The sequence below is a fragment of the Pseudomonas sp. NY15364 genome (assembly GCF_048068235.1).
GTDB classification, from domain to species: Bacteria; Pseudomonadota; Gammaproteobacteria; order Pseudomonadales; family Pseudomonadaceae; genus Aquipseudomonas; species Aquipseudomonas mendocina_D.
Map to the genome: position 1 here is coordinate 37,476 of NZ_JBLUPX010000019.1, position 24,839 is coordinate 62,314.

The following is a 24,839-nucleotide window of genomic DNA, read 5'->3' on the forward strand; positions in this document are numbered from 1 at the left end:
CTTCGTACAAGCTCGAGAGGCTTCCGTTACTCAAAGCATTACTCCTATTAATGTTTGTTCGCGATTGGATCGATGCTCAGCCTTAAGGTGCAGCACTGGAGCACCTCACCGCATCGAGAACTGACCAGATTACTGCCCCATTATCTGGCGATATCGGCGCTGGTATTCCTCGTAGGACAGGCCGGTTTCCTGGCCGAGCTTCTGGAGTTGCTGCTGTTTCCATTGGTCGCGGGAGAGGGCACCCGGAGGGGTGGCGGATGGGGCCGCTGTGGGCGCGAATGAGCTGGCAGGGGCGTTCTGAGCACCGTCGCCGATGCACTGGTACTTGATCACGATCTGGCCGGCAACGCAGGAGCCATAGCCGTTGAACTGATGGCAGTTCTGCTGCTGGCCGCCAAACGACTCGGCATCCTGATAGCCCCAGACCTGGCACTTCGCCTTGGCGATGCTCTGGGCTTGGCTCCTGTTGACGACCGGCTTCTCGAATGGGGCGAAGTCGTAGGCCATGTCTACCGTACCATCCGCGCGACTACCGCCCATGGCGTAGAAGTCTTTCTTGGTGGCGCAGCCAGTCACGGCAGCAGTTGCGGCGAGAGCGAGTAGGGCGAGCGGGATGGCGCGCATGGCGACCTCCTTGTCAGGATCTTCGCGGCATTCTGCCACTACGAGATGCGCCCGGGATAGCAGGAACTGACCGGCCGGTACCTTTGGTTTTAGGTATACGTTTGGGTATATGGAAGGAATTATTGATCTGGAACTACCAGATTTCCTGGGCGCTTGAGTGGTGTTCTTCGAGTCCGGCTTCGGCACCATTGACATGATTTCAGATGTTCCCTAGTGGACCTGAAACCCAAGTAAACCGGCCTCTTTAGCCGGTTTTTTTGTGCCCGTATGTTCCCGCATGCATCTAGACGTGCTTCTGAGCCCTCAAGGTTTTACAGCCTTGAGGGCTTCGTTCTTTGCGTAGCCACTCTTGCCTGTCAGGTGCACGGCACAGCCTGTGTCGGCGCCTGCGCTGCTGCCATTGGCAATATCCATGGTCACTATCGAGAGCACTGATTTCTGTCTAGCGCTGCATCGGCCTAATGTTGAGCCCAACAGAGTTTGAGTTGGATTGGAGGTCATGATGTCCCGTATTGATGTGGTTTCCCTGGTTGGTAGTGCGGTGCCGGCTGAGCTCCGCTCCGACGGTCACATGGCGTGCTGGCTGGTGATGGTGGATGGCCAACCGAAAGCCGGTCCCTTCGCTTCCCGCGAGGCTGCGCTGGCTTGCCAGGCGGTCTGGATGCTCAGCAGCGCTATTCGTCGTGAGGGCGATTCGCTGCTGGCCTGATTCTCTGTTTTACCCCGCGCTCGCTCCAGCGCTCCCCTTGGCCCGCCTCTGGCGGGCTTTTTCTTGTTCGCCGGTTAGAATGGCGATCATTTTCCGAAGGGGCGCAGTGTGGCCAGGTGGGACATCTTCTGCAGCGTGGTCGACAACTACGGTGATATCGGCGTGACTTGGCGGCTGGCCCGGCAACTGGCGGCCGAGCAGGGGCATGCGGTGCGTCTGTGGGTCGACGAGCTGGGGGCGTTCGTACGCTTGTGCCCCGAGGCCAGCCTTGATGCTCAATGTCAGCATTGGAGTGGTGTCGAGGTGCGCCAGTGGGTAGAGCCGTTCCCTGCGGTTGAGCCCGCGCAAGTGGTGGTCGAGGCCTTCGCCTGTCAGTTGCCTGCGTCTTATATCGAGGCGATGACTCTCAGCGGTAAGCGCCGTTTGTGGCTGAATCTTGAGTATCTCAGTGCCGAGGACTGGGTCGCAGGCTGCCATGGCCTGCCATCGCCGCAACCTGGAGGCTTGCAGAAGTTCTTTTTCTTCCCTGGATTCGTGGAGGACACGGGCGGTTTGCTGCGCGAAGCCGATTTGCTGACGCGGCGGCGTGCCTTTCAGGCTGATGCGCAGGCGCAGCAGGCGTTCCTGCAGTCACTCGGGGTGGTGCGTAAGCCCGGGGCGCGGCTGATTTCTCTATTCGCCTATGAGAACGCAGGCCTGGCAGGATGGCTGGATGCACTGGCAGCCGATCCGCAGCCGACGCAGTTACTGGTGCCGCAGGGCAAGATTCTTGCCGATTTGCAGACCTGGCTGGGTGAAGGGCCGTTGTCGCCGGGTGATCACAGCAGGCGCGGTAATCTGCTGATCCATGTACTGCCTTTCGTGGCTCAGGGCGACTACGACCGCCTGTTGTGGTGCTGCGATTTGAATGCGGTGCGCGGTGAGGACTCCTTCATCCGCGCGCAATGGGCCGGTCGACCGCTGCTCTGGCACATTTACCCGCAAGAGGAGGGGGCACACTGGGACAAACTTGAGGCGTTTCTGGCGATCTACGACGCCGATCTGATGCCGGAAGCTGCCGCCGCTCAGGCTGAATTCTGGCGTGCGTGGAACACCGGCGATGGAATGGAAACAGCCTGGCCTGCGCTTCTCGCGGCATGGCCGGCACTGCAGCGACACGCCGAGCAGTGGTGCGATCAGCAGGCCGCTCGGTCGGATCTTGCCACGGCGCTGGAACAGTTTTACTTAAATTGGCTATCATACGCGGCCTAGATTTCTGTACCTCCCGCATATTTCGGATATCCGCATGAAAACTGCACAAGAAATGAGAGTCAACAGCGTGGCCCTGATCGATGGCCAGCCGTGGCTGATCCAGAAGGCCGAGTTCACCAAGTCCGGTCGTAACAGCGCCATCGTCAAGATGAAGCTGAAGAACCTGCTCAACGGTTCCAAGACCGAGACCGTCTACAAAGCCGACGACAAGATGGAGCCGGTGATTCTCGAGCGCAAGGAAGTGAACCTGTCCTACATCAGCGGTGAGGACTACGTGTTCATGGACCCGGAATACAACTCTTACGAGCTGCGCTCCGAAGATCTGGAAAGCGTTCTGCCGTTCATCGAAGAAGGCATGAGCGACGTCTGCGAAGCCGTGTTCTTCGAAGGCAAAGTGATCTCCGTTGACCTGCCGACCACCATCGTGCGTCAGGTTGTCTACACCGAGAACGCTGCTCGTGGCGACACCTCCGGTAAGGTGATGAAGCCTGCCAAGCTGCGCAACGGTACCGAGATCAAGGTTGCCGAGTTCGTCGACATCGACGACTGGATCGAGATCGATACCCGTGACGGCTCCTACAAGGGCCGCACCCAGGCTCCGGCCTGAGCGTAAGCTGCACGAGAAACCCGGCCTAGGTGCCGGGTTTTTTGTGCCTGATTTTCAGGGCGCTATCGCGGCTGAAGCCGCTCCCACACAGGCCTTACTGCTGCGGCATGGCCAGGCTGGCCTTTAGCGCCTGGTCCCAGGGTGGTGGAAAGCCGAAGCGCTGCTTCAGGAAACTCAGCAGCAGCCGTGTCCGTGGGCTGGCTTCGCGCTCCAGGCGCAGGGCGTAGATGCTCACCGGCTCGACGGGCGGCAAGCCCTGTTCGCAGAACAGCGGGATCAGCTCGCCGCGCTGCAGGTGATCGCTGCTCATCCAGGTGGGCAGGTGTGCCACGCCAAGGCCAGCGAGGGCGCTGAACAGCAAGGTCTCGGCATTGTTGCTGGTCTGACGCAAACGCTTGGGTTTGCACAGCTGCAATTTGCCGTCGACTTCGAAGCGCCACGCGTAGGGTGGGGCGAGGCTGTCCCAGTCGAGGCCGTCGTGTTGCTCCAGCTCCAGTGGGCTGCGTGGGATGCCGCGTCGACGCAGGTAGTCCGGGCTGGCGCAGACGATGCGGGTCATTGATGCCAGGGGCGTGGCGACCAGTCGGCTGTCCGGTAGCGGGCCGATGCGCACGACGATATCCACCTCGCCCAGGTGCTCGCCCTGCAGGTCGATGAAGCTGTCGATCAGCCGCAGTTGAACGTCCAGGCCGGGGTTGGCGCGCAGGAACTCTGCAATCGCCGGGGCCAGGTGACGCCTGCCGAAAGGCGAAGGGGCATCGATACGGATCATGCCTTCGGGTGCGCTGCTCAAGGAGACCGCTTCGGCGCGCGCCAGGTGCAACTCGGCGAGGATGCGCCTAGCGCGCTCAGCGAACGCCAGACCCGCCGGTGTGACGCGTACTGCATGGGTCGTGCGACTGAACAGACTGCTGCCCATGGCGCGCTCCAGGGCATCGATGCGGCGTGCCACGGCCGAGGGTGTGAGCGGGTGACGTCTGGCGGCTGCGGAGAAGCTACCGGTCTCCAGCACGTCGAGAAAGAGTTCCAGTTGGTCGGTCAGGGTATCGGGGTTCATGGCAGCCTGCTTGTGCGTATTAAGCAAAGCCATTGTGCGTTGCTGTGCGTTTCCGCGCTAGCCGTGACTGACTAACATGCGTCCTCTATCTGGAGGTGTCATGAATCTGTTCGACCTGTTGCTGAATCTATTGCTGGGTCTGGGTCTGGGAACATTGGGCGGCTTGTTCGGCATCGGTGGTGGGTTGATCGCCATTCCGGTGCTGGGCATTGTCTTCGGGCTGGATCAGCAGCTTGCTCAAGGGACTGCACTGGTCATGGTAGTGCCGAACGTGATGCTGGCGATCTGGCGTTACCATCAACGCAATCGCATCGATCTGCGCTATGCCCTGCTGCTCGGCGTTACCAGTTTCTTCTGCGCCTGGCTGGCCTCACTGTATGCGGTGGAGGTGGATTCGCGCACCATGCGCTGGGCCTTCGTCGGCTTCCTGCTAGCTCTGGCGGCCTACAACCTGGTGCGTATGCTGATGGCTCAGGTGCCAGCCAGCGCTGAGCTACGTCATCCCTGGGGATGGCTGGGTGTGCTGGGCGGCGTGTCCGGTGCCATGGGCGGTCTGTTCGGGGTGGGTGGCGCCGTGGTGGCGACACCGGTGTTGACCAGTGTGTTCGGCACCACGCAGGTGGTGGCGCAGGGACTTTCGCTGTCGTTGGCACTACCCAGTACTGGGGTGACCCTACTCACCTACGCCGCGCACCACCAAGTCAACTGGTGGATGGGCGTGCCGTTGGCCGTCGGTGGCCTGCTCAGCATCAGTTGGGGAGTGCGCCTGGCGCATTCGCTGCCAGAGCGCCTGCTGCGCACCCTGTTCTGCGGTTTCCTGCTGCTCTGTGCGCTGATGTTGGCGCTGGAATCGAGCGGCAGCCTATAAGCGAAAACCTTCGACGATGTGATCGGCCAGGCATTCGGTTACGGGGGATTGGCTACTTTCATTGCGTAGCAGCACGATGCTGGTCAGTGGCAGCAGCGGCAGGCCTTCGGCCTCGCCGAGCATGCGCAGGTCGGAGGTGATCAGGCTCTGCAGCTGTGCGGTAACGGCCAGGCCTGCGCGTACCACGGCGAAGATCGCCGACAGGCTCGGGCTGGTATAGGCGATGCGGTAGGGGCGCCCCATCGTGTCCAGCGCGTTGCAGGCCCATTCGCGGCAGAAGCAGTCGGCATTGAACATGGCCAGCGGCATGGGATTCTGCTCGTGCGGGCAGAAGCCCTGGGCCACGGCCCAGGCAAAGCGCTCCTGGCGCAGTAGTTGGCCGATCTCCTTGCCGGGTTGACGGGTGACGATGGTCAGGTCCAGATCCTGGCGCAGCAGCAGTTGTCCCGACGGCTCGCAATGCACCTCTACTTGCACCAGCGGATAGGCCTGAGCGAAGCGCGAGAGAATCTCCGGCAGAAAGCGCATCACGTAGTCGTCCGGCGTACCGATGCGCACGGCACCCACCATATGCGGTTCGCGCAGGGTGTTGAGTACCTCGCCATGCAGCTTGAGGATGCGCCGCGCATAACCCAGCAGCACCTGGCCCTCTGGCGTCAGCCGCACCTGACGGCCGTCGCGCTCGAACAACGGGCGCTGCACCACGTCTTCCTCCAGCCGCTTCATCTGCATGCTCACCGCTGACTGGGTGCGATTGACCGTTTCTGCGGCGCGGGTGAAACCGCCGGTGTCGGCGATGGCAACGAAGCTGCGCAGCAATTCGGTATCAATACTGGGGTGGAAGGCCATTCATCAATCCTCGAGATGGATGCCATAAGAAACATTCGTTGGATTGATCTTAAGCTGAGCCCGACACTGACGCCAACCCCACAGGGAGGGCGAAAAGATGAAAGGTCAGAAAGGTTATGCGTTGGCTCAGGCCATCCACTTCGAACGGTTGCCGTCGCTGGGCGGTGTATGGCGTATGCTGCGGCGCTGGCGTCAACTGGCTCGCGAGCGGGCACAGCTGGCGCAACTGAATGATGCTGCATTGAAGGACCTGGGACTGTCCCGAGCTGATGTGTTGCAGGAGGCCGAGCGGCCGTTCTGGGATGACCCGTTGAAAAAGTGAGTAGTACATGACAGGAGTTGTTGAATGACCGCGGTGCGCAAGGGTTCTGATTTTTTCCTGTTCCAGCTGATGATGTTGTTATGCGCCATCTGGGGCAGTCAGCAGGTGGCGATCAAGCTGGCCGCGGACGATATCGCGCCCATGCTGCAGGTGGCCTTGCGCTCCGGCATCGCCGCCGTGCTGGTCGGCTTGCTCTTGCTGTGGCAGCGCGGATGGCGCGAATGGGTCAGCTCGACGTGGCTGGCTGGACTGCTGGCGGGCGTGTTGTTCGCACTGGAGTTCTTCTTCATCGCCCTTGGCCTGCGCTACACCACGGCTTCGCATATGGCGGTATTTCTTTATACCGCGCCGATCTTCTCGGCGCTTGGGCTGCACTTTCTGTTGCCCAGCGAGCGCTTGCGACGCCTGCAGTGGCTGGGTATCACCTTGTGTTTCGGCGGGGTAGTGATGGCATTTGGTGTCGGTGGCAATTGGGCTGAGGTCGATGCCGGTATGCTGCTGGGCGATGCGCTGGGGCTTTGCGCCGGCATGGCCTGGGGTGCAACCACGGTCGTCGTGCGGGGTTCGCGCCTGTCCGAAGCGCCGGCCGGGTTGACCCTGTTCTATCAGTTGGCGGTGGCGTTCGTACTGTTGCTGGCCTATGCGCTGATGGTGGTGGACCTGTCCCAACTGCGTTGGACGCCTGTGGCCCTCGCCAGCATTCTGCTGCAGGGTGTGGTGGTGTCGTTCTTCACCTACCTGACCTGGTTCTGGCTGCTGCGCCGCTACCTGGCTTCGAACATGGCAGTTTTCTCCTTCATGACCCCGCTGTTTGGCGTCACCTTCGGCGTGCTGGTGCTGGACGAACCGCTGACTCTGAACTTCATCATCGGCGCGGCGCTGGTGCTGTCGGGCATCACCCTGGTCAGTAGCGAGGCCTGGTTGCGCCGTCGCCTGGCCGGTTGGCGTGGCCTGCCGCAACAACCCTGACGCAAGGAGGCTGAAATTGCCCGCTTATCACTTGGCTCAACTGAACATCGCCTGGATGAAGGCGCCGCTGGAGTCTCCGGATATGGCTGACTTCGTCGCCAATCTGGAGCGTATCAATGCGCTGGCAGAGGGTTCGCCCGGCTATGTCTGGCGTTTGCAGGACGAGGCGGGCGATGCCACGGCGATTCGTCCGTTCGGTGACGAGGTGTTGGTGAACATGTCGGTTTGGGAGGATGTGCAGTCGCTCAGTGACTACGTCTACAAATCGGCGCATACCGAGATGCTCAAGCGCCGTCGCGAATGGTTCGAACGCGTCGAGCAGGCGCATCAGGTGCTGTGGTGGGTGCCGGCGGGGCATCGGCCAAGCGTGACCGAGGCTGCCGAACGCCTGGCTCATCTGCGCGAGCATGGCGCGACGGCGCAGGCCTTTACCTTCCGTCATGCGTTCGCGGCGCCAGCCTGATAGGCTGAGTCGCCATGACCCTTTCTCTTTCTCTCGCTGAAGCGCGCCGTCTGGCCCTGGCTGCCCAGGGTTTCGGCCGTACGCCACGCGGCGCCGTTGGCCACAAGCACCTGCAGGCGCAGATCGAGCGTTTGGGCGTGTTGCAGATCGATTCGGTCATTGCCCTGGTGCGCTCCCACTACTTGCCGGTTTTTTCCCGCCTCGGTCATTACCAGGCCGAGCACCTCGATGAACTGGCCTGGGGCCGGGCCCGGCGCAGGTGTCTGTTCGAGTACTGGGGGCATGAGGCGTCATTGTTGCCGCTTGAGCTTTACCCGCTGCTGCGCTGGCGTATGCGCCGAGCGGCAGATGGGCAGGGCATCTACCGCGAGTTGGCGAAGTTCGGGGTCGAGCGTCGCGACGTTTTGGATAGCGTGCTTCAGGCCGTGCGCGAGCGCGGTGCACTGGGCGCCGGCAGCCTGTCCTCGCATACCGAGAAGGCCGGCCCCTGGTGGGACTGGAGCGCGGAAAAGACGGCGCTGGAATGGCTGTTCGCCGCAGGCGAGGTGACTGTGGCTGGGCGGCGTGGCTTCGAGCGGCTGTACGACCTGCCGGAGCGGGTCATTCCCGTGGAGGTGTTGAACCACCCGGACCTGGATGAGGCCGAAGCGCAGCGCCGCCTCTTGCTGCGTTCGGCCGATGCCCTGGGTGTGGCGACCGAGCGCGATTTGCGCGACTACTACCGGTTGGACGTCAGTGACAGCAAGCGCCGTATCGCTGAACTGGTGGAGGCGGGCGAGCTGTTGCCGGTCACAGTGCAGGGGTGGCGGCAGGCGGCCTATTGCAGGGGCGAGCCGCGCATTCCCCGGCGTATTCGCCATAGAGCGTTGCTGTCGCCGTTCGATTCTCTGATCTGGGAACGCGAGCGCACCGAGCGGTTGTTCGGCTTCCGCTATCGGCTGGAGATCTACACTCCGCAGGCCAAGCGCGTGTATGGCTACTACGTGCTGCCGTTTCTGCACCATGAACGCCTGCTGGCGCGGGTGGATCTGCGCAGCGAGCGCGCGGCCGGGCGCCTGGCCGTGCATGCAGTGCATCTGGAGGAGGCAGTGTTGAGTGAGGAGGCGCGTCTGGCGCTGGGTGATTCGCTGCGCGCGCTGGCGCATTGGCTGGGCCTGGAAGAGGTGTGGCTGGCGCCGAGCGTCAATCTGCGGAACTTGCTCGATTAGCCGCCGTTTTCCAGCAGGAACTTCAGTTCCTCGACGCGCTGGATATTCAGCTCCATCGGGCAGGTGTAGTACATCGGCGAGCCGACGTGCTTGCCCTGCAGGTCGCACTGGCCGTTGCGGTAGATCAACCAGGCCTTCTGCGCCGTTTCCAGCTGTTCGGCGTCCGCTGGCTGACTTTCCTGCAGCTTGAGGAATAGCTGCTGGTAGACGCGGTTCATCTCCTTCTTCACCGTTTCCGATACACCTTCGGCGCAGCCGGCGACGCTGGCGTTGTTGATCATCCCACTGGCGTCCAGGCAGGCCTGGTACTGCTTGTCGTAGTCACCCCAGGCGCCGAGCGGCAGCAGCAGAGTAAGCGGCAGGAGGCCTTTACGCAGTATCGAAATGGCAATCTTCCAATGAGACAGGGGGCTGCACTGCAGCCCCTGAACCTGATCTTTACTTGGCCGCCAGGCGTGTGCGCATGTTGGCGGCGCGGTCGCTGGAGCCCGGGTGCGAGGAGAACATGCTGCTTTCGCCGCCGCCCAGCTTGGCCAGCTTCTCGAACGCGGTGACCAGGCCGTCGTGCGGGATGTTGCGCTGGGTCAGCAGGTCGAAGGAGAAGTTGTCGGCGGCGTTTTCCTGGCTTTGTGAGAACTGCGCGTTGACCAGCTGCTCACCCAGGGCGCCGAGCTGCGAGGCGGACAGGGCGGCGACGGAGGCATTGCCCGAAGCGGCTGCAGCATTGCGTGCGGCGGTGGTGGCGTAGGCGCTCTGCATGGCCTTTTTGCTGTGGCCAAGGGCGACGTGGCCAATCTCGTGGCCGAGCACGCCTTCCACTTCGTTGTCGGTCATCAGGCCGCTGTAGACACGTACGCAACCGTTGGCCATGGCCCAGGCGTTGACCTCGTCGGCCTGGTACACCCTGTAAGTGATCGGCGTGCCGTTGATCTGATGGCCGAGGTTGTTGGCGATCTTGTCCAAACGCTTGCTGTATGGGCTGTTCGGGCCAGCGATAGTGGCTTCGGCATCCATTTCGGCGCAGGCCTGGTCGGCCATGCTGCGTGCTTCGGCGTCGCTGAGAGTCGCGGCCTGCACGGCCATCAGGCCCGATTGCAGCATGGCGTCGGGGGGCATGTTCTGGCAGCCAGTCAGCAGAGCGGCGCTGGACAGGGCGAGAGCGGAGAGGGTGGTGCGCAGTTGTATGGTTCATCGTCCTTGTTGGGGGGTGTTGGCCGCGAGTCCTTTCCGGCTGGGTAGCATCTTTGGCACCTGCACGGTGCTCGCGTTGGGGCGGCATTATGCCGGATAGCGCACAGAAGATGTGCGAGCCGGTTCGCGCCCTGGCCAGTGGCCAGGGCGCTGAGGGTCAGCGGCGTACCTGCTTCAGCGTTTCGGCGATCATGAAGGCCAGTTCCAGGGACTGATCGGCATTCATGCGCGGGTCGCAGTGCGTGTGGTAGCGGTCGGACAAGCCGTCCTCAGTGATCGGGCGTGAGCCGCCGATGCACTCGGTGACGTTCTGCCCGGTCATCTCGATATGGATGCCACCGGCGTAGGTGCCTTCGGCCTGGTGCACAGCGAAGAACTGCCGGACTTCGCTGAGAATCTGCGCGAAATCGCGGGTTTTGTAGCCACTGCTGGCCTTGATGGTGTTGCCGTGCATGGGGTCGCAGCTCCATAGCACCTGGCGACCCTCTTCCTTGACCTTGCGTAGCAGGCGCGGGAAGTGTGCTTCGACCTTGTCCGCGCCCATGCGCACGATCAGGTTGAGGCGACCCGGATCGTTGTCCGGGTTGAGGGTGTCGATCAGGCGGATCAGCTCGTCCGGGTCCATGCTCGGGCCGACCTTGACGCCGATGGGGTTCTCGATGCCGCGCATGAACTCGACGTGGGCGCCGTCCAACTGACGGGTACGGTCGCCGATCCACAGCATGTGCGCGGAGCAGTCGTACCAGCGGCCGGTGAGACTGTCGCGACGGACGAAGGCTTCTTCGTAGTTCAGCAGCAACGCTTCGTGGGCGGTGAAGAAGCTGGTTTCGCGCAGTTGCGGCGCGCTGTCCATGCCCACGGCGCGCATGAAGGCCAGGGTTTCGTCGATGCGACCGGCGAGCTGGTGGTATTTCTCGGCCAGCGCCGAGTTGGCGATGAAGTCGAGGTTCCACTGGTGCACCTGGTGCAGGTCGGCGAAGCCGCCCTGGGCGAAGGCGCGCAGCAGGTTGAGGCTGGCGGTGGCCTGGTGGTAGGCCTGTATAAGGCGTTCCGGATCGGGTACGCGACTGGCGACGTCGAAACCGATGCCGTTGACGATGTCGCCGCGGTAAGCGGGCAGGGTGACGCCATCGATGGTTTCGCTGCCGGACGAGCGCGGCTTGGCGAACTGGCCAGCCATGCGACCGACCTTGACCACCGGGCAGCCGGCGGCGAAGGTCATGACGATGGCCATCTGCAGCAGCACCTTGAAGGTGTCGCGGATTTTCGCGGCGGAAAACTCGGCGAAGCTCTCGGCGCAGTCGCCGCCCTGCAGCAGGAACGCGCGGCCCTGGGTAACTTCGGCGAACTGGCGGCGTAGCTCGCGCGCCTCGCCAGCGAACACCAGTGGCGGGTAGCCGGCCAGAGTTTGCTCGACGCGGGTCAGGTGCGCGGCATCAGGGTATTCAGGCTGCTGCTGGATGGGCTTGGCCCTCCAGCTTTCGGGGCTCCAGGCGTTGGACATGCTGCGTCTCTAGCGGTTGATCAGGCGGAGGCGCATGGTAACCGATAAGCCCCGCGGCCCCTACGTGTATTGGCTCATGACGCCGGTGCCGGTTCGAATGCCCGCTCAGGTAGCGTGCGTGGCGACACATCACGCGCTGGCAGGAAGCGTCCATAGCGCTGCGCCTTGCTCAGGTCATCCGGGTATTCCAGGCCGCGACGATAGGCGATGCGGCCGTTGACCTTGGTCACCGCGTTTGGCGCGCCCTGCAGCACGGCGCCGCGCCGCCGCAGCACGGCGAACAGGCGAGAGAATTCCTTCCAGCTGGCGAAGGTCGACGGCAGCGGGCTGGACCAGGCGCGGTCGCCGTCCATCTTGTCCAGCCGCGTGGTTATCACCGACAGGCCGATACAGCCAGCGTCCAGCGCTTCTTCGAGCAGTTGCTCCATGCGCGTAAGTTCGGCGTCGCTCGGAGTCACCCGGCTGGTGGCGCGCTCCAGGCAGATCACTGCCACACGCAGTTCGGAATGGCCGAGGAAGGAATTGACGTTCGGCCCCAGCGGCAACTGGTCGTAGAAGGCGCGATAGCCGGCGGCGTCGCGCCAATCGGCAGCACGTACTCGCGCGGCACCGCCTCGACGCGGGTGAACAGGTCGGAGCAGTCCTCGGCATCAGCCAGCACCTTGCTGATGGAGCAGGAGCCGATGGTCACACTGGTGACGCCGTGGCGCACCGACTCCTTCAGTGCGGGGGCGGCGATCACCTCGGCATCGTAGTGAGAGTGGATATCCAGGAAGCCGGGGGTAAGCCACTGGCCCTTGGCATCGATCACCTCAGGGCAACTGGCCTCGTCCAGTGGGCTGAGGCTGAGTGCCTCGACCTTGCCGTCACGGATACCGATATGGCGGATTGCCCCCGGCGCGCCGGTGCCATCAAAGTACAGGCCGCTGTTGATGATGATGATGATGATGATGATGATGATGATGATGATGATGATGATGATGTCGTAGCTCATGGCAGTCTCCAGGGCGCCAGCAGCAGGATGCCGGTGACCAACAGCAGGATGTAGATGGCGAGGCGGAAATGACGCTCGTCGAAGCGTCGAAGCGTCGATGCAGGCGTTCGCCCAGCCACACGCCGAGCAGCAGAAGCGGGGCGTAGGTGAGCACCTGAGGCAGCGCCGGCAGCAGGCGGCCTTCGAGAAGAAAGGCGGGGTGAGCAGGCTGTTGAGGGTGAACCAGACAGTGACCAAGGTGGCGCGCAGCCGCGTCTTGTCCAGTTGGGAGCCGGCCAGGCCTTAGACCAGCAGCGGGCCACCCGAGGCGAACAGGCCATGACTGAGGCCGGCAGCCAGGGTAATGCAACGGGTCAGCCAGGCCGGGCGTTGCGGTAGTGCGGTCGCCCGGCGCAGGCGCCATAGTTCGCGGCCGGCGAACCAGATGATCAGCGCACCGAAGCCGACCTTCAGCGCCTGGGTGTCCAGATAAGGCAGCAGCCAATAGCCGAGTGACGTGCCAATGAGCGTGCCGGGCAACAGGGTGCCAAGCAGCAGGTGGCGGTTGATCTGCTGCCATTCGCCCTGCTCGCCGTTGCGCTCGCTGATCAGCTTCCAGCCATCTTGCTCGCGCTGCACCTGCAGCACACGGGTGTCGAACTGGTAATGCTCGTAGAGACGAAACTGTCTGGCGTAGTCGTGAAAATTGCGGCGCATTTCGCTGTGGTGCGGGTAGGGCGCCACCTCGGCGCGCATGGGGAATTCACGAAATTCGGTGGTGCCCTTGGAGGAGATCAGGTGCGCCGATTGGTACATGCTGCTTTGCGGGTTATCGATATCCCACAGCCCGCCAACGTCGCTGTGCAGCACGAAGCCGACGAAATCGATGCCGTACTTTTTCAATTGCCGTGCCGTGCACAGGCCCATGGGGCCGGCACCTATGATGGCGTACATGGCGAACCTCGTTATTGTTATGAGTGCAGCGCAAGTGTTGGAATTATTGCGTGACCGGGGGCAGCTGCTTCAATGACAATCGGCGCCTTTAGCCCGGTTGTTGTGGTACGGGATGTCACTGTGGGGAGGTTTCGATGCCAGGGTTGCCGCCGGACGACGAGTTGCAACTGCAGGACGAGGTTCTGCTGGCCGAAGTGCGCGATGCCTTCGGGGTGATCCGTGTGGTGCAGATTGGCGCCTATCGCTTTCTCGAGTTCGGCGATGCCATCGAGCAGAGCTGCGTGTTCCAGGGCGATCCGAGCTGGCTGGAGTACGACTACACCCGCGCCATGCTGCTGGGCGCGCTGTGCCACGATGAGCCGGAAACCGCGCTGTTCCTGGGGCTGGGTGCCGGCAACCTGACCCAGGCCTGCCTGAAGTTCCTGCCGCTGGAGGATGTCGAGGCCATCGAGCTACGACCGGACGTGCCGCGCCTGGCCATGGAGTTTCTCGGTCTCGACGACGACCCACGGCTGACCATTCGCATCGGTGATGCCACCGAGCTGCTCGACAGCGCGGAAACCGCCGATCTGATCTTTCTCGACCTGTACACCGACCAGGGGCCGGGCGCCGGGCATCTGGCCTGGCGCTTTCTCGAGCGCTGCCGCGAAAAACTCAACCCGGGTGGCTGGCTGATCATCAATCAATGGGCAGGCAACGACGGCAAGCCGCTTGGCGCGGCACTGCTGCGCGGCCTCTACCATCGCCATTATTGGGAGTGCCCGGTGAAGGAGGGCAACGTGGTGCTGCTGATCCCGGCCGACCTCGAGCAGAGGCTCGACCTGGGACGCCTGCAGATGCGTGCCGGCGAGCTGGCACCGCGTCTGGGTTATTCGCTGCAGCCGCTGATCGCGGCCTTGCGCCCGGCTACGTGATACGCCGCCCGGCGTAAAAACTGCGAAAAGCTCTAGAAAAGCCCCTGCAGGGTGACATGTAAGGATAAAAAACAGCACCTTGGTCAGGAATTTCCGGTATGATGCGCGCCGGCCAATTTTCTGGCCACGTTCAGGTAGCGCAACTCGCCCGGGAAATTAAACCCGGCAGCCAGTCCCCAGCGGACTATCCTTGACGATTCACTTTCATCACGTTTTCGCAAATCCCCGCCGACCAGGCTGCCAGGGTGACCCACAAGGTCTTACACGGCATGCGCAGCTTTGGAACATGGGTCTTTGCGGATGCACTTGAGGCAGACCCATGACCCAGGAAATCGGCGGCTTCGCCGCGCTCGGACTTCACCCCAATATTCTCGCCGCTCTGACCGCCGTTGGTTACGAAGAGCCGTCCCCAATCCAGTCGCAGGCCATTCCGGTGATTCTCGCCGGCCACGACATGATCGGTCAGGCGCAGACCGGTACCGGTAAAACCGCAGCCTTCGCGCTGCCGCTGCTGTCGAAGATCGACCCGGCCAAGCGCGAGCCGCAGGTGCTGATCCTGGCACCGACTCGTGAGCTGGCCCTGCAGGTTGCTACCGCCTTCGAAACCTACTCCAAGCAGATGCCTGGCCTGAACGTCGTTGCCGTATACGGCGGCGCGCCCATGGGCCCGCAGCTCAAGGCCATTCGCCAGGGCGCTCAGGTCATCGTTGCCACGCCGGGTCGCCTTGTCGACCACCTGCGTCGTGACGAGAAAGTGCTGTCGACCATTCAGCATCTGGTACTCGACGAAGCGGACGAAATGCTCAAGCTGGGCTTCATGGATGACCTCGAAGTGATCTTCGAAGCCATGCCGGAAAGCCGCCAGAGCGTGCTGTTCTCCGCCACGTTGCCGCATTCGATCCGCGCCATCGCCGAAAAGCACCTGCGCGAGCCGCAACACGTCAAGATCGCTGCCAAGACCCAGACCGTCTCGCGTATCGAGCAGGCGCACCTGATGATCCATGCCGATCAGAAGACCAACGCCGTGCTTCGTCTGCTGGAAGTCGAAGATTTTGACGCGCTGATCGCTTTCGTACGCACCAAGCAGGCCACTCTGGATTTGGCTGCTGCCCTGGAAGCCAAAGGCTTCAAGGCCGCTGCGCTGAACGGCGACATCGCGCAGAACCAGCGTGAGCGCGTGATCGAGTCGCTCAAGGATGGCCGTCTGGACATCGTCGTCGCGACTGACGTTGCTGCTCGTGGTATCGACGTGCCGCGCATCACCCACGTGTTCAACGTCGACATGCCGTACGACCCGGAGTCCTACGTGCACCGTATCGGCCGTACCGGCCGCGCCGGTCGCGATGGTCGTGCGCTGCTGCTGGTGACCCCGCGTGAGCGTCGCATGCTGCAGGTGATCGAGCGTGTCACCGGGCAGAAGGTCGGTGAGGTCAAGCTGCCGAACGCCCAGCAAGTGCTCGACGCCCGTATCAAGAAACTGACCAGCAGCCTGGCGCCGCTGGTGGCCGATGCCGAAGCCAGTCATGGCGACCTGCTCGACCGTCTGACTGCCGACATCGGTTGCAGCCCGCGCGCTTTGGCCGCTGCGCTGCTGAAGAAGGCCACCAATGGTCAGGCGCTGGATCTGGCTACCGTCGAGCGCGAGCAGCCGCTGGTGCCGGGCGCTGGCGGTGCTCCGCGTGAGCGTCGTGAACGTGATGGCGAGCGTGGTGGTGAGCGCGGCGAATACCGCGAGCGCCGTGCGCCGGTACCGCTGACCGAAGGTCGCGTGCGCTGCCGCACTGCGCTGGGTACTCGCGACGGTATCGCTGCGAAGAACCTGCTGGGCGCCATCCTCAACGAAGGTGGTCTGGCTCGCGAAGCGATCGGTCGTATCCAGATCCGCGAGACCTTCAGCCTGGTCGAGCTGCCGGAAGACGGTCTGGACCGTCTGCTGGGCAAGCTGAAAGATACCCGCGTTGCTGGCAAGGCGCTGAAACTGCGTCGCTACCGCGAGGATTGATCCGCCAGGCTTGATGCCTTGTCGCAGGATCAGCAAAACGCCGCGCCCTTTACAGGGCGCGGCGTTTTTATTTGCGCGATGACTGGTTAGCTGGTTTTACTAAGATTGGCCTTGGCAGCCAGGCGGTCGAACACCTCGGGCGTCAACGCCGCTTCGCCGGCTTCGTCGAGCACTTCACGCGGGTGCTCGTTGCCGGGGATGCTGCTGTCGAGCATGCTCAGCAGTTGCGCGCCTCGCGCGGTCAGCACGAAGTTTTCGCCGTTGCCGCCTTGGTCTTCCGGGCGCGGCTCGATAAAGCCGTTTTCCAGCAGCCGTGCTTCGTAGCGAGCGGCCTCCGCGCGTAGGTGGTCGAGGTCCTGCACGGGGTCGCCCGCATTCTCTTGTTCCGCAGCCAAGTCTTCGGCGTAGCGACGCGGGGCGAATGGCTTGCCAGCGGAGTTTTGCGCCTCATGCAGCAGGCGTTCGATCAGGTCCCAATCATGCTTCATGGCTGTCTCTCCCTATGCGATGGACTTATAGGGTCCGACTCCAGAGACGGGCCACGGTTCGACCTGAATTGATCGAGCGCAGATGCACAAAGCAAAACGCCCCGAAGCAGTCGGGGCGTTTTGGATGCTTCAGCTGCGCTCGATCAGGCGCGGCGACGGAACAGCGGTTGCGGCTGATCGGCCGAAGCCTGGTACACCTCGCTGTAGTCCTCGAAGGCCTTCAGCGCATCGTACGGGTCCTTGTCAGCACGCACGGCGAAGGCGTCGAAGCCGACGCGGTGCAGGGCGAACAGCTGGTCGCGCAGGACGTCGCCGATGGCGCGGACTTCACCTTTGTAGTCGTAGCGGGTACGCAGCAGGTAGGCGGTGGAGGAGTGACGGCCGTCGGTGAAGGCCGGGAACTCCAGGGCGATCACCTGGAAGTGCGCCAGATCATCGGCAATTTCCTCGATCTCGTCGCCAGCTTCCAGCCACACGCCGAGGCCGCCGTCGCGGGCCTTGAGGGCGTGAGAATGCTCGCGCCACAGGGCCAGCGGCACGATGATGTCGTCGCAGTTGGGAATGACGTCCAGGGTCACGTCCTTGGCCAGCAGATGCCAGGTTTCGTCGACCACCTGACCGTTCTTAATGATTCGCTGCATAGACGCGCTCCTTGAACGGGTCGATACCGATGCGGCGGTAGGTATCGAGGAAGCTTTCTTCTTCGGTGCGTTGTTCGACGTAGACGTTGATGATCTTGTCGATCACGTCCGGCATGTCGTCCTGAGCGAAGGACGGGCCGAGAATCTGCGCCAGGCTGGCTTCGCGACCGGCGCTGCCACCCAGCGAGACCTGATAGAACTCCTGGCCTTTCTTGTCGACGCCGAGGATGCCGATATGACCGACGTGATGGTGACCACAGGCGTTCATGCAGCCGGAAATGTTCAGGTCGATGTCGCCGATGTCGAACAGGTAGTCGAGATCGTCGAAACGACGCTGGATGGCTTCGGCCACCGGAATCGACTTGGCATTGGCCAGCGAGCAGAAATCACCGCCCGGGCAGCAGATGATGTCGGTCAGCAGGCCCACGTTCGGCGTGGCGAAGCCTTGCTCACGCAGCTCGCCCCACAGGGTCAGCAGCTGACGCTGTTCGACGTCGGCGAGGATGATGTTCTGATTGTGGCTGTTGCGCACTTCACCGAAGGCGTAGCGATCAGCCAGGTCGGCGATGGCATCGAGCTGCTTGTCGGTGACGTCCCCCGGCGCTACGCCAGTCGGCTTGAGCGACAGGGTCACGGCGACGTAGCCGGGCTTCTTGTGGGCGAAGGTGTTGCGCTGACGCCAGCGGGCAAAGCCCGGGTGCTCGGCGTCCTGCTGGGCGAGCAGGGCGTCTTCGTCCTCCAGGGCCAGATAGGCCGGGTCGACGAAATGTGCGGCAACGCGCGCGACTTCGGCTTCGGTCAGGGTGGTAGGCCCATCCTTGAGGTGCGCCCACTCGGCGTTGACGCGCTCGGCGAACACCTCAGGGGTCAGCGCCTTGACCAGGATCTTGATGCGCGCCTTGTACTTGTTGTCGCGACGGCCATAGCGGTTGTACACACGCAGGATGGCGTCGAGGTAGCTGATCAGGTGCTGCCAGGGCAGGAATTCGTTGATGAAGCTGCCGACGATCGGGGTACGGCCCAGGCCGCCGCCGACGGAAACGCGGAAGCCCAGCTCGCCGGCTTCGTTCTTCACCGCTTCCAGGCCGATGTCATGCACTTCGATGGCGGCGCGATCGCTCACGGCGCCGTTGACGGCGATCTTGAACTTGCGCGGCAGGTGCGAAAATTCGGGATGGAAGGTCGACCACTGGCGGATGATCTCGCACCAGGGGCGCGGATCGACGATCTCGTCCTTGGCCACGCCGGCGAACTGATCGGTGGTTGTGTTGCGGATGCAGTTGCCGCTGGTCTGGATGGCGTGCATCTGCACGGTGGCCAGCTCGGCAAGGATCTCCGGCACGTCTTCCAGGTCCGGCCAGTTGAACTGCACGTTCTGCCGGGTACTGATGTGCGCGTAACCCTTGTCGTAGTCGCGGGCGATCTTCGCCAGCATGCGCACCTGGGTGGACGACAGCAGGCCATAAGGCACGGCGACGCGCAGCATGGGCGCGTAACGCTGGATATACAGACCGTTCTGCAGGCGCAGCGGACGGAATTCCTCGCCGCTCAGCTCTCCGGCGAGGTAGCGACGGGTTTGATCGCGGAACTGCTTGACGCGATCCTCGACGATCTGTTGATCGTACTGGTCATAAACGTACATGAAGGGTCCTGTTATCAGGCTATTTACTGCCAATCAGCGCGCACGGCCGCGCACTCCCGAGGAGCCGGGGCACGATACCAGCTCAGGTTTATGCGTAAAAGTGATGTTTGAATATATAAAACTAGCTTTAAGGAATAAGACCGCTCTAAAGCATAACCAGATGGTTTGAGCCAATGCCGAGGCTGGTCTTAAATACAGTGTGCGTCACCCACAATCACAAGAAGAGGGGGAGCCATGAGCGAACACACCGATATGGACAATTCCGACAGCGTTATCGACGCCTGGGCGATCTTCAGCCTGATCCTGATTGCAGTGGGCACGGCGGTTTTCTGGGTCAGCGGGCAGTGAACGCAAGGGTCGACGCGCATTAGCGGTCGGCCTTTTTCCGTTTGCACCCTATACTGCGCCCCGTCAATCGGGGAGGGGCGTCGTGATCAGGTGGGTGTTGGGCGTCGGGATACTGATGTGCTGCGCGCTGGCGGCAGCGCAATCGCGTGCGCCTTCGGTGGTGTTTCTCAATCCCGGTTTTTCCGACGAACCGTTCTGGATCGACTACTCCCGCTACATGCAGGACGCCGCAGACGATCTCGGTATCGAGCTGACGGTGCTCTATGGCGAGCGTGACCTGACGCGTATGTTGAGCAATGCCCGGCAGGTTCTGGAAGGCGAACATCCCGATTACCTGATCTTCACCAACGAGCAGTTCCAGGGGCCGGTGCTGCTGCGTTTGTTCGAAGGCACTCAGGTTGGTCTTTTGGCCCTGCACAGCACGCTCACCGAGGAGCAGCAGGCCCTGATCGGAGGCAGCCGCGAACGGTATCGCAATTGGCTGGGCAGCCTGGTACCCAATGACGAAGAGGCCGGCTACCTGATGGGCCGCGAGCTGATCGCGCTCAGCCGCGGCAAGCCGGCCGACTTGCTGGCGTTCGCCGGAGTCAAGCAAACACCTTCTTCAGTATTACGCCTGGCCGGCCTGCAACGCGCGCTGAACGAGGCGCCGCACGTGCGCCTGGTGCAGGCGGTGCATGGTGAATGGCTGGAACAACGCGCCTATGAGCAGGCCGTTAGTCTGTTGCCGCGCTACCCGGAGGTCAGCCTGGTCTGGTCCGCCAACGACGCCATGGCGTTCGGTGTCATGCAGGCAGCGGCCGAACAGAATCGAAAGTTGCACTATTCCGCCGTGAACAACTCGGCCCGTGTGCTGCAAGCGCGAATGGACGGGCAGATCGAGGTCCTGGTGAGCGGGCATTTTCTCCTGGGGGCCTGCGCGATGGTGATGCTTGGTGATCACGCACGCGGCCTGGACTTCATCGAGCGAGGCGGCAAGGACCAGATTGCGCGATTGTTGCGTACGGTCGATGGCCGCCAATCGCAACAGTTGCTCAGGCGTCTTGGTCAGGCGGATCTGGAAATGGACTTCCGCCGGTTCAGCGCTGTCTCGCAGCCACAACGGCAAGGCTACGACTGCTCGATCGCATCGCTGCTGGACTGATTCAGCCGGTCGCCAAGTGCAGGATCAGTTTCACCGCGCCCAGCAATACGACCACGAACAGGGCAGTGAACAGTACCCCGAGCAGAATAAAGTGAGTGGGCTTGCCGCGGCTGAAGTCGCGACTGCGGTTCTTGCCGCTTTGCACCCCCAGCGCCGCCGCCAGCACGCTCTGTAGCATCTCGCGCAGCGTCAGAGGGGCCTGGGGGTCTTTGTCCTGATCAGTCATGGTCGGTCTCTCCTTCAGTCCTGCAAGCATAGTCCGCAACCGGCGAGGCGGCACGAGGGGCTAGGCCGGCTTCGGCGAATCAGGCAATCTGCCCGTGCCTGACCAACGATGCTTGCCATGCCTGACGACCTTTTTGCCGACGATGCCGCGCAGACCGAGCGCACCCGCGAAACCATCTTGCGCTACCACCTGAGCTGGAAGCATCGCGACCTCGAAGCGGTGCTGGCGCTGTATCACCCCGATATCGAATACAACGATTTCTATCAGCAACGTTGCATGCGCCTGGCTGAGTTGCGCGAGTACGTCGAAGCCAACCTGCCGCGCCGCCCAGGCGAGTTGCTGGAGCACGTCGATCGTATTCGCATCGATGGTCATACCGCCTTCATCCAGTACCGCACCAGCCTGCAGGGCGGGGAAGGGCTGGTGTCGTTTCGCACCGGCGAGGCCATCACCGTGCGTGACGGGCTGATCTGGCGCATCAACGAGTACGCCACCTTGGTGCACGAGATTCGTGGAGCTGGCGCAACCGCCACTTCACGCCCGGCGATCAGTCGCCTGGGGTTGTCGACGCGTCAGCTCGGGCAGTTGGCGCAGGATCTTCAGGATTATTTCCAGCGCAGCCAGCCTTTTCTGGACCCGGAGCTGGACCTGCAGCAGGTGGCCGCGGCGACCGGTTACAGTCGCAACCAGATTTCCCACCTGCTCAACCAGGTGCTTGGCGAAAGCTTCTATCGCTACGTCAATCGCGCGCGTCTGCAGTACCTGCTCGACGGCATGCAGGCCGGCAGTGACCTGAAGCGCATCGACGAGTTGGCCTTTGCCTCGGGTTTCAATTCCTTGTCGGCGTTCTATAGCTGCTTCAAACGCCACACCGGGCTGTCGCCAACGGCCTACCTCAAGCAGATTTCCGCGCGGGCACGCACACAAGACAATCACTGATCGCCACGACTAGCCTTGGGCCATCGATTGATGACGGAGGCGTGGATGAATCACTGGCGCAACATCAGTCTGTGGATGGATCAGCTCGATGATCCACTGCAGGCGCGGCCCAGCCTGCAGCACGATATTCAGGCGGACGTGGCCATCATCGGCGCCGGCTATACCGGCTTGTGGACGGCCTATTACCTCAAGCGCCAGGCGCCGCAGCTGCGGGTGGTGATCGTGGAGGCCGAGACCGCCGGCTTCGGTGCCTCCGGTCGCAATGGTGGCTGGCTGATGGGCAACCTGCTTGGCGAAGACCGGTTGCTGGCCGGCTTGCCGGCGACCGTCCGCAAGGCCTCGTTCGAACTGCTGCACGCCATTCCCGATGAAGTGGCTGAGGTCGTCGCCCGTGAGGGGATCGATTGCGACCTGCGCAAGTGTGGGGTGCTGTATTGCGCAGCGCGTTATCCGGAGCAGGAGTTGCGCCTACGGGACTATCTCAAGGAACTGCGTGCACTGGGCCTGAGCGAGGACGACTACCGCTGGCTGCCGCCGAGCGAACTGGCTACGCAGCTGCGCCTGGCCAATGCCTACGGCGCGCTGTATAGCCCGCATTGCGCGACGATCCAGCCGGCCAAGCTGGTGCGGGGCCTGGCAAGTTGCGTCGAGGGTCTGGGCGTCGAACTCTACGAGCGCAGCCCGGTGATCGAGTGGCAGCCCGGCCTGGTGCGTACGGTTCAAGGCCGGGTCACGGCTGATTGGGTGGTGCCGGCCATCGAGGGCTACGCCGCCACTTTGCCGCCGTTGGGCACTCACCAGTTGCCGGTGCAGAGCCTGATCGTTGCCACCGAGCCACTGCCGGCGGATGTCTGGGCCAGTATCGGACTGGAGCGAGGACAGGCATTCAGCGAATTCAGCCGCCAGGTCACCTACGGCCAGCGCAGCCTCGATGACCGTCTGATCTTCGGTGCGCGCGGTGGCTACCGCTTTGGCGGGCGCCTGCGCAGCGATTTCAACCTTACCGACGACGAACTGGGTCTGCGTCGCTACCTGATGGGGGAAATCTTCCCGCAGTTGCGCAATGTGCGTTTTACCCATTCCTGGGGCGGCAATCTGGGCATGGCGCGGCGTTTCCAGCCGCACATGTTGCGCGACACGCGCAGCCGCATCGCGCTGTCTGGCGGTTATGGCGGCGAGGGCGTGGGTGCCACCAACCTCGGCGGGCGCACCCTGGCCGACCTGATTCTCGGGCGTGACAGCGAATTGCTGCGCCAGCCCTGGGTATTGAGCGACAGCCCGATTTCCAGCCTGAGGCGCTGGGAGCCCGAACCCTGCCGCTGGCTCGGTTACAACGCGATCATCCGCAGCTTCGTGCATGAGGACGAAGTCCTCGCCAACCCGCGCAGCCCGGCCTGGCGCCGGCGTCTGGCGCAAGCGGTTGCGGCGCGTATGGAAAGCCTGATGGGCTGAGTGAATGCCAGCCGTTCCTGCAGGGTTTGCAGGAAGCGGTTGAATTCCTGCGACAGCTCGCCGATCTCGTCATTGCTGGTGATCGTCAGGCGGCGCGTCAGGTCACCTTCACCGCTGTTGATCTCACGCAGCGAGGTGCTCAGCAGGCTCAGCGGCTTGAGCAGGCTGTTCATCAGCAGACCCAGCACCACCAGACCGAATCTGATTGCGCAAGGTGTCGCGAACCTGGCTGACCTGGGATAGCGACAGCAGGCTGGTGGTAAGGAACAGCACGATAGCGGCCGCGATACCGACCTTGTGGGCGATTTTCATGAATGGGCTGCTAGGCACCCAGACTACGGGGCTGCATCCATGCAAGGCAGTTGTCTAAAACAAATACAGCGCCGGCTTTTCGCCAGCGGGACGTGTGGTCTCTCTGTACGTTTTTGTATCAGCGCTCAGGTGCCGTTCTTGAGCTTTCTGTGCAGGCGGCTGGTGTTGATCACATCCACCGCGCGGGCGCGCAGTTGGCCGCAGCCACCGTCGACATCCTGGCCAGCCGAGTTGCGCACTTTGGTCAGCACGCCACGGCTGTGCAGGTAGCGCACCATCTCGACGATGCGCTCGCCGTCGGGGCGCTGGTAGTCGTCGGCTTCCAGGCTGTTGTAGGGGATCAGGTTGAGCACGGCGAACTTGCCCTTGAACAGGCGCAGGATGTTATCCATTTCTTCCTGGCTGTCGTTGATGCCTTTGAGCAGCGTCCACTGATACTGAATCGGGTAGTCGATGGTGCGGGCATAGGCCTCGCCCAGCTCTACCAGCTCTTCAGGATCGATGCGCGGCGCCTTGGGCAGCAGGCGCTGGCGCAGTTCGGCATCAGTGGTGTGTAGCGACAGCGCCAGGGCAGGGCGCACGCGTTGCTTGGGCAGGCGCTCGAATACCCGCGGGTCGCCTACGGTGGAAAACACCAGGTTGCGCTGACCGATACCGCCCTCGGTGCCGAGCAGATCGATGGCCTCAAGCACGTTGTCGAGGTTGTGCGCCGGCTCGCCCATGCCCATGAACACCACTTTCTTCACTGGACGAAAGCGTCGACCCAGGGCGACCTGAGCGACCATCTCGGCGCTGCTGAGCTGGCGCAGCAGGCCGCTCTTGCCCGTCATGCAGAACACACAGGCCACGGCGCAGCCGACCTGGCTGGAGATGCACAGACCATCGCGCGGCAGCAGTACGCTTTCCACCATCTGTTTATCCGCCAGCTCCACCAGCAAGCGGGCCGAGCCGTCGGCGCCAGGGTGTTCGGAGCGCAGGCGGGCCAGTGCGTCCAGTTCGCTGGCGATAGCTGGCAGCCCTTCACGTACCGTCAGCGGCAGGAAGTTTTCGGTCTTCTGATGCTTGGTGCCGGTGTCCAACGGCTTGCCCTGTAGCCAGGCACGGGTAATCCGCCCGATATGCTGGGGTTTGGCGCCAAGGTCGGCGAGGCGTTGGTTGAGTTCGGTGAGCTGCATGGGGCGC

At 62.8% G+C, this 24,839-nt stretch carries 28 protein-coding genes and 2 pseudogenes; 13 read left to right on the plus strand and 17 right to left on the minus strand.

What is annotated here, in order from left to right; all coding sequences use genetic code 11:
* Positions 1-129: 129 nt before the first annotated feature.
* A complete protein-coding gene (gene yecR / locus ACNFCJ_RS16160) occupies positions 130-624 on the minus strand; it encodes a YecR family lipoprotein (protein ID WP_296235827.1) in 495 nt (164 codons plus the stop codon).
* 502 nt (positions 625-1,126) lie between these two features.
* Here yecR and ACNFCJ_RS16165 point away from each other — a divergent pair.
* The 3 genes from ACNFCJ_RS16165 to efp all read left to right on the plus strand — a co-directional run bounded on the left by ACNFCJ_RS16165 (position 1,127) and on the right by efp (position 3,191).
* The gene (locus tag ACNFCJ_RS16165) at positions 1,127-1,333 is read left to right on the plus strand and encodes a hypothetical protein (RefSeq protein WP_099523996.1); all 207 of its coding nucleotides are present in this window, start codon (positions 1,127-1,129) and stop codon (positions 1,331-1,333) included.
* Between the two features lie 108 nt (positions 1,334-1,441).
* Positions 1,442-2,584 carry an elongation factor P maturation arginine rhamnosyltransferase EarP gene (gene earP, locus ACNFCJ_RS16170; RefSeq protein WP_416772401.1) on the plus strand — a complete coding sequence of 381 codons (1,143 nt, stop codon included), beginning with the start codon at positions 1,442-1,444 and terminating at the stop codon, positions 2,582-2,584.
* Between the two features lie 34 nt (positions 2,585-2,618).
* On the plus strand, positions 2,619-3,191 hold the full coding sequence (gene efp, locus ACNFCJ_RS16175; protein ID WP_003460252.1) for an elongation factor P: 573 nt from the start codon (positions 2,619-2,621) through the stop codon (positions 3,189-3,191).
* A gap of 94 nt (positions 3,192-3,285) precedes the next feature.
* Here efp and ACNFCJ_RS16180 read toward each other — a convergent pair whose 3' ends face one another.
* Positions 3,286-4,248: a LysR family transcriptional regulator gene (locus ACNFCJ_RS16180; RefSeq protein ID WP_416772403.1), complete on the minus strand. Its 963-nt coding sequence runs from the start codon at positions 4,246-4,248 to the stop codon at positions 3,286-3,288.
* A 100-nt stretch (positions 4,249-4,348) separates the two neighbouring features.
* Between ACNFCJ_RS16180 and ACNFCJ_RS16185 the strand changes: the two genes are divergently transcribed.
* On the plus strand, positions 4,349-5,116 hold the full coding sequence (locus ACNFCJ_RS16185) for a sulfite exporter TauE/SafE family protein (RefSeq protein WP_416772404.1): 768 nt from the start codon (positions 4,349-4,351) through the stop codon (positions 5,114-5,116).
* Here the strand turns inward: ACNFCJ_RS16185 and ACNFCJ_RS16190 are convergent.
* Positions 5,111-5,965, minus strand: a complete 855-nt coding sequence (locus ACNFCJ_RS16190) for a LysR family transcriptional regulator (protein WP_106732237.1) — start codon at positions 5,963-5,965, stop codon at positions 5,111-5,113. The genes ACNFCJ_RS16185 and ACNFCJ_RS16190 overlap by 6 nt on opposite strands.
* Before the next feature lie 97 nt (positions 5,966-6,062).
* Here ACNFCJ_RS16190 and ACNFCJ_RS16195 point away from each other — a divergent pair, with 97 nt between their 5' ends.
* From ACNFCJ_RS16195 to ACNFCJ_RS16210, 4 genes are read left to right on the plus strand one after another with little or no spacing between them, the layout of a single operon-like run.
* Positions 6,063-6,287 (plus strand): DUF1127 domain-containing protein, encoded by a 225-nt coding sequence (locus ACNFCJ_RS16195; protein WP_099524006.1) that lies wholly within the window; start codon positions 6,063-6,065, stop codon positions 6,285-6,287.
* Between the two features lie 24 nt (positions 6,288-6,311).
* Positions 6,312-7,256 (plus strand): DMT family transporter, encoded by a 945-nt coding sequence (locus ACNFCJ_RS16200; RefSeq protein WP_416772405.1) that lies wholly within the window; start codon positions 6,312-6,314, stop codon positions 7,254-7,256.
* A gap of 16 nt (positions 7,257-7,272) precedes the next feature.
* Entirely contained in the window at positions 7,273-7,719 is a 447-nt protein-coding gene (locus tag ACNFCJ_RS16205; protein WP_416772406.1) for a DUF3291 domain-containing protein, read from the plus strand.
* A gap of 14 nt (positions 7,720-7,733) precedes the next feature.
* A complete protein-coding gene (locus ACNFCJ_RS16210; protein WP_416772408.1) occupies positions 7,734-8,927 on the plus strand; it encodes a winged helix-turn-helix domain-containing protein in 1,194 nt (397 codons plus the stop codon).
* Here the strand turns inward: ACNFCJ_RS16210 and ACNFCJ_RS16215 are convergent.
* The 7 genes and pseudogenes from ACNFCJ_RS16215 to ACNFCJ_RS16245 form a co-directional block, all read right to left on the minus strand.
* Positions 8,924-9,349 carry a lysozyme inhibitor LprI family protein gene (locus ACNFCJ_RS16215; protein WP_416772457.1) on the minus strand — a complete coding sequence of 142 codons (426 nt, stop codon included), beginning with the start codon at positions 9,347-9,349 and terminating at the stop codon, positions 8,924-8,926. The genes ACNFCJ_RS16210 and ACNFCJ_RS16215 overlap by 4 nt on opposite strands.
* A gap of 16 nt (positions 9,350-9,365) precedes the next feature.
* Entirely contained in the window at positions 9,366-10,112 is a 747-nt protein-coding gene (locus ACNFCJ_RS16220) for a M48 family metalloprotease (RefSeq protein ID WP_416772459.1), read from the minus strand.
* A 163-nt stretch (positions 10,113-10,275) separates the two neighbouring features.
* Complete coding sequence (locus ACNFCJ_RS16225) at positions 10,276-11,622, minus strand: class II 3-deoxy-7-phosphoheptulonate synthase (RefSeq protein WP_416772410.1); 1,347 nt, start codon at positions 11,620-11,622, stop codon at positions 10,276-10,278.
* Between the two features lie 74 nt (positions 11,623-11,696).
* Positions 11,697-12,116: a hypothetical protein gene (locus ACNFCJ_RS16230; protein ID WP_416772412.1), complete on the minus strand. Its 420-nt coding sequence runs from the start codon at positions 12,114-12,116 to the stop codon at positions 11,697-11,699.
* Positions 12,107-12,616 (minus strand): hypothetical protein, encoded by a 510-nt coding sequence (locus ACNFCJ_RS16235; protein WP_416772413.1) that lies wholly within the window; start codon positions 12,614-12,616, stop codon positions 12,107-12,109. The genes ACNFCJ_RS16230 and ACNFCJ_RS16235 overlap by 10 nt, the downstream gene beginning before the upstream one ends.
* A 282-nt stretch (positions 12,617-12,898) precedes the next feature.
* The gene (locus ACNFCJ_RS16240; protein ID WP_416772461.1) at positions 12,899-13,120 is read right to left on the minus strand and encodes a hypothetical protein; all 222 of its coding nucleotides are present in this window, start codon (positions 13,118-13,120) and stop codon (positions 12,899-12,901) included.
* Positions 13,106-13,549 (minus strand): annotated as a pseudogene (locus ACNFCJ_RS16245) (NAD(P)/FAD-dependent oxidoreductase); the annotation flags it as partial. The gene ACNFCJ_RS16240 and the pseudogene ACNFCJ_RS16245, both read right to left, overlap by 15 nt.
* 134 nt (positions 13,550-13,683) lie before the next feature.
* Here ACNFCJ_RS16245 and ACNFCJ_RS16250 point away from each other — a divergent pair.
* Positions 13,684-14,463 carry a spermidine synthase gene (locus ACNFCJ_RS16250; RefSeq protein ID WP_125835071.1) on the plus strand — a complete coding sequence of 260 codons (780 nt, stop codon included), beginning with the start codon at positions 13,684-13,686 and terminating at the stop codon, positions 14,461-14,463.
* A gap of 319 nt (positions 14,464-14,782) precedes the next feature.
* On the plus strand, positions 14,783-16,465 hold the full coding sequence (locus ACNFCJ_RS16255; RefSeq protein ID WP_416772415.1) for a DEAD/DEAH box helicase: 1,683 nt from the start codon (positions 14,783-14,785) through the stop codon (positions 16,463-16,465).
* An 86-nt stretch (positions 16,466-16,551) separates the two neighbouring features.
* Here the strand turns inward: ACNFCJ_RS16255 and ACNFCJ_RS16260 are convergent, their stop codons facing one another.
* The 3 genes from ACNFCJ_RS16260 to ACNFCJ_RS16270 all read right to left on the minus strand — a co-directional run bounded on the left by ACNFCJ_RS16260 (position 16,552) and on the right by ACNFCJ_RS16270 (position 19,236).
* Complete coding sequence (locus ACNFCJ_RS16260; protein WP_416772417.1) at positions 16,552-16,953, minus strand: transcriptional regulator; 402 nt, start codon at positions 16,951-16,953, stop codon at positions 16,552-16,554.
* Positions 16,954-17,096: 143 nt separating this feature from the next.
* Positions 17,097-17,594 (minus strand): DUF934 domain-containing protein, encoded by a 498-nt coding sequence (locus ACNFCJ_RS16265; RefSeq protein ID WP_416772419.1) that lies wholly within the window; start codon positions 17,592-17,594, stop codon positions 17,097-17,099.
* Complete coding sequence (locus tag ACNFCJ_RS16270) at positions 17,578-19,236, minus strand: nitrite/sulfite reductase (protein WP_416772420.1); 1,659 nt, start codon at positions 19,234-19,236, stop codon at positions 17,578-17,580. Before ACNFCJ_RS16270 ends, ACNFCJ_RS16265 begins: the two co-directional genes overlap by 17 nt.
* 463 nt (positions 19,237-19,699) lie before the next feature.
* Here ACNFCJ_RS16270 and ACNFCJ_RS16275 point away from each other — a divergent pair, with 463 nt between their 5' ends.
* Entirely contained in the window at positions 19,700-20,728 is a 1,029-nt protein-coding gene (locus ACNFCJ_RS16275) for an ABC transporter substrate-binding protein (RefSeq protein WP_416772463.1), read from the plus strand.
* Position 20,729: 1 nt separating this feature from the next.
* Here the strand turns inward: ACNFCJ_RS16275 and ACNFCJ_RS16280 are convergent, their stop codons facing one another.
* Positions 20,730-20,954 carry a DUF2970 domain-containing protein gene (locus ACNFCJ_RS16280; protein WP_013715677.1) on the minus strand — a complete coding sequence of 75 codons (225 nt, stop codon included), beginning with the start codon at positions 20,952-20,954 and terminating at the stop codon, positions 20,730-20,732.
* Between the two features lie 117 nt (positions 20,955-21,071).
* Between ACNFCJ_RS16280 and ACNFCJ_RS16285 the strand changes: the two genes are divergently transcribed.
* Together ACNFCJ_RS16285 and ACNFCJ_RS16290 are read left to right on the plus strand one after the other, a co-directional pair.
* Complete coding sequence (locus ACNFCJ_RS16285; RefSeq protein ID WP_416772422.1) at positions 21,072-21,893, plus strand: helix-turn-helix domain-containing protein; 822 nt, start codon at positions 21,072-21,074, stop codon at positions 21,891-21,893.
* Positions 21,894-21,938: 45 nt separating this feature from the next.
* Positions 21,939-23,345, plus strand: coding sequence for an NAD(P)/FAD-dependent oxidoreductase (locus ACNFCJ_RS16290; protein ID WP_416772424.1), 1,407 nt, complete (start codon positions 21,939-21,941; stop codon positions 23,343-23,345).
* 74 nt (positions 23,346-23,419) lie between these two features.
* Here ACNFCJ_RS16290 and ACNFCJ_RS16295 read toward each other — a convergent pair.
* The 3 genes and pseudogenes from ACNFCJ_RS16295 to ACNFCJ_RS16305 all read right to left on the minus strand — a co-directional run.
* Positions 23,420-23,509, minus strand: a pseudogene (locus tag ACNFCJ_RS16295) (hypothetical protein); the annotation flags it as partial.
* Entirely contained in the window at positions 23,469-23,657 is a 189-nt protein-coding gene (locus tag ACNFCJ_RS16300) for a hypothetical protein (protein WP_416772425.1), read from the minus strand. The gene ACNFCJ_RS16300 and the pseudogene ACNFCJ_RS16295, both read right to left, overlap by 41 nt.
* Before the next feature lie 125 nt (positions 23,658-23,782).
* Positions 23,783-24,832, minus strand: coding sequence for an RNA methyltransferase (locus tag ACNFCJ_RS16305; RefSeq protein WP_099524051.1), 1,050 nt, complete (start codon positions 24,830-24,832; stop codon positions 23,783-23,785).
* Positions 24,833-24,839 lie beyond the last annotated feature (7 nt).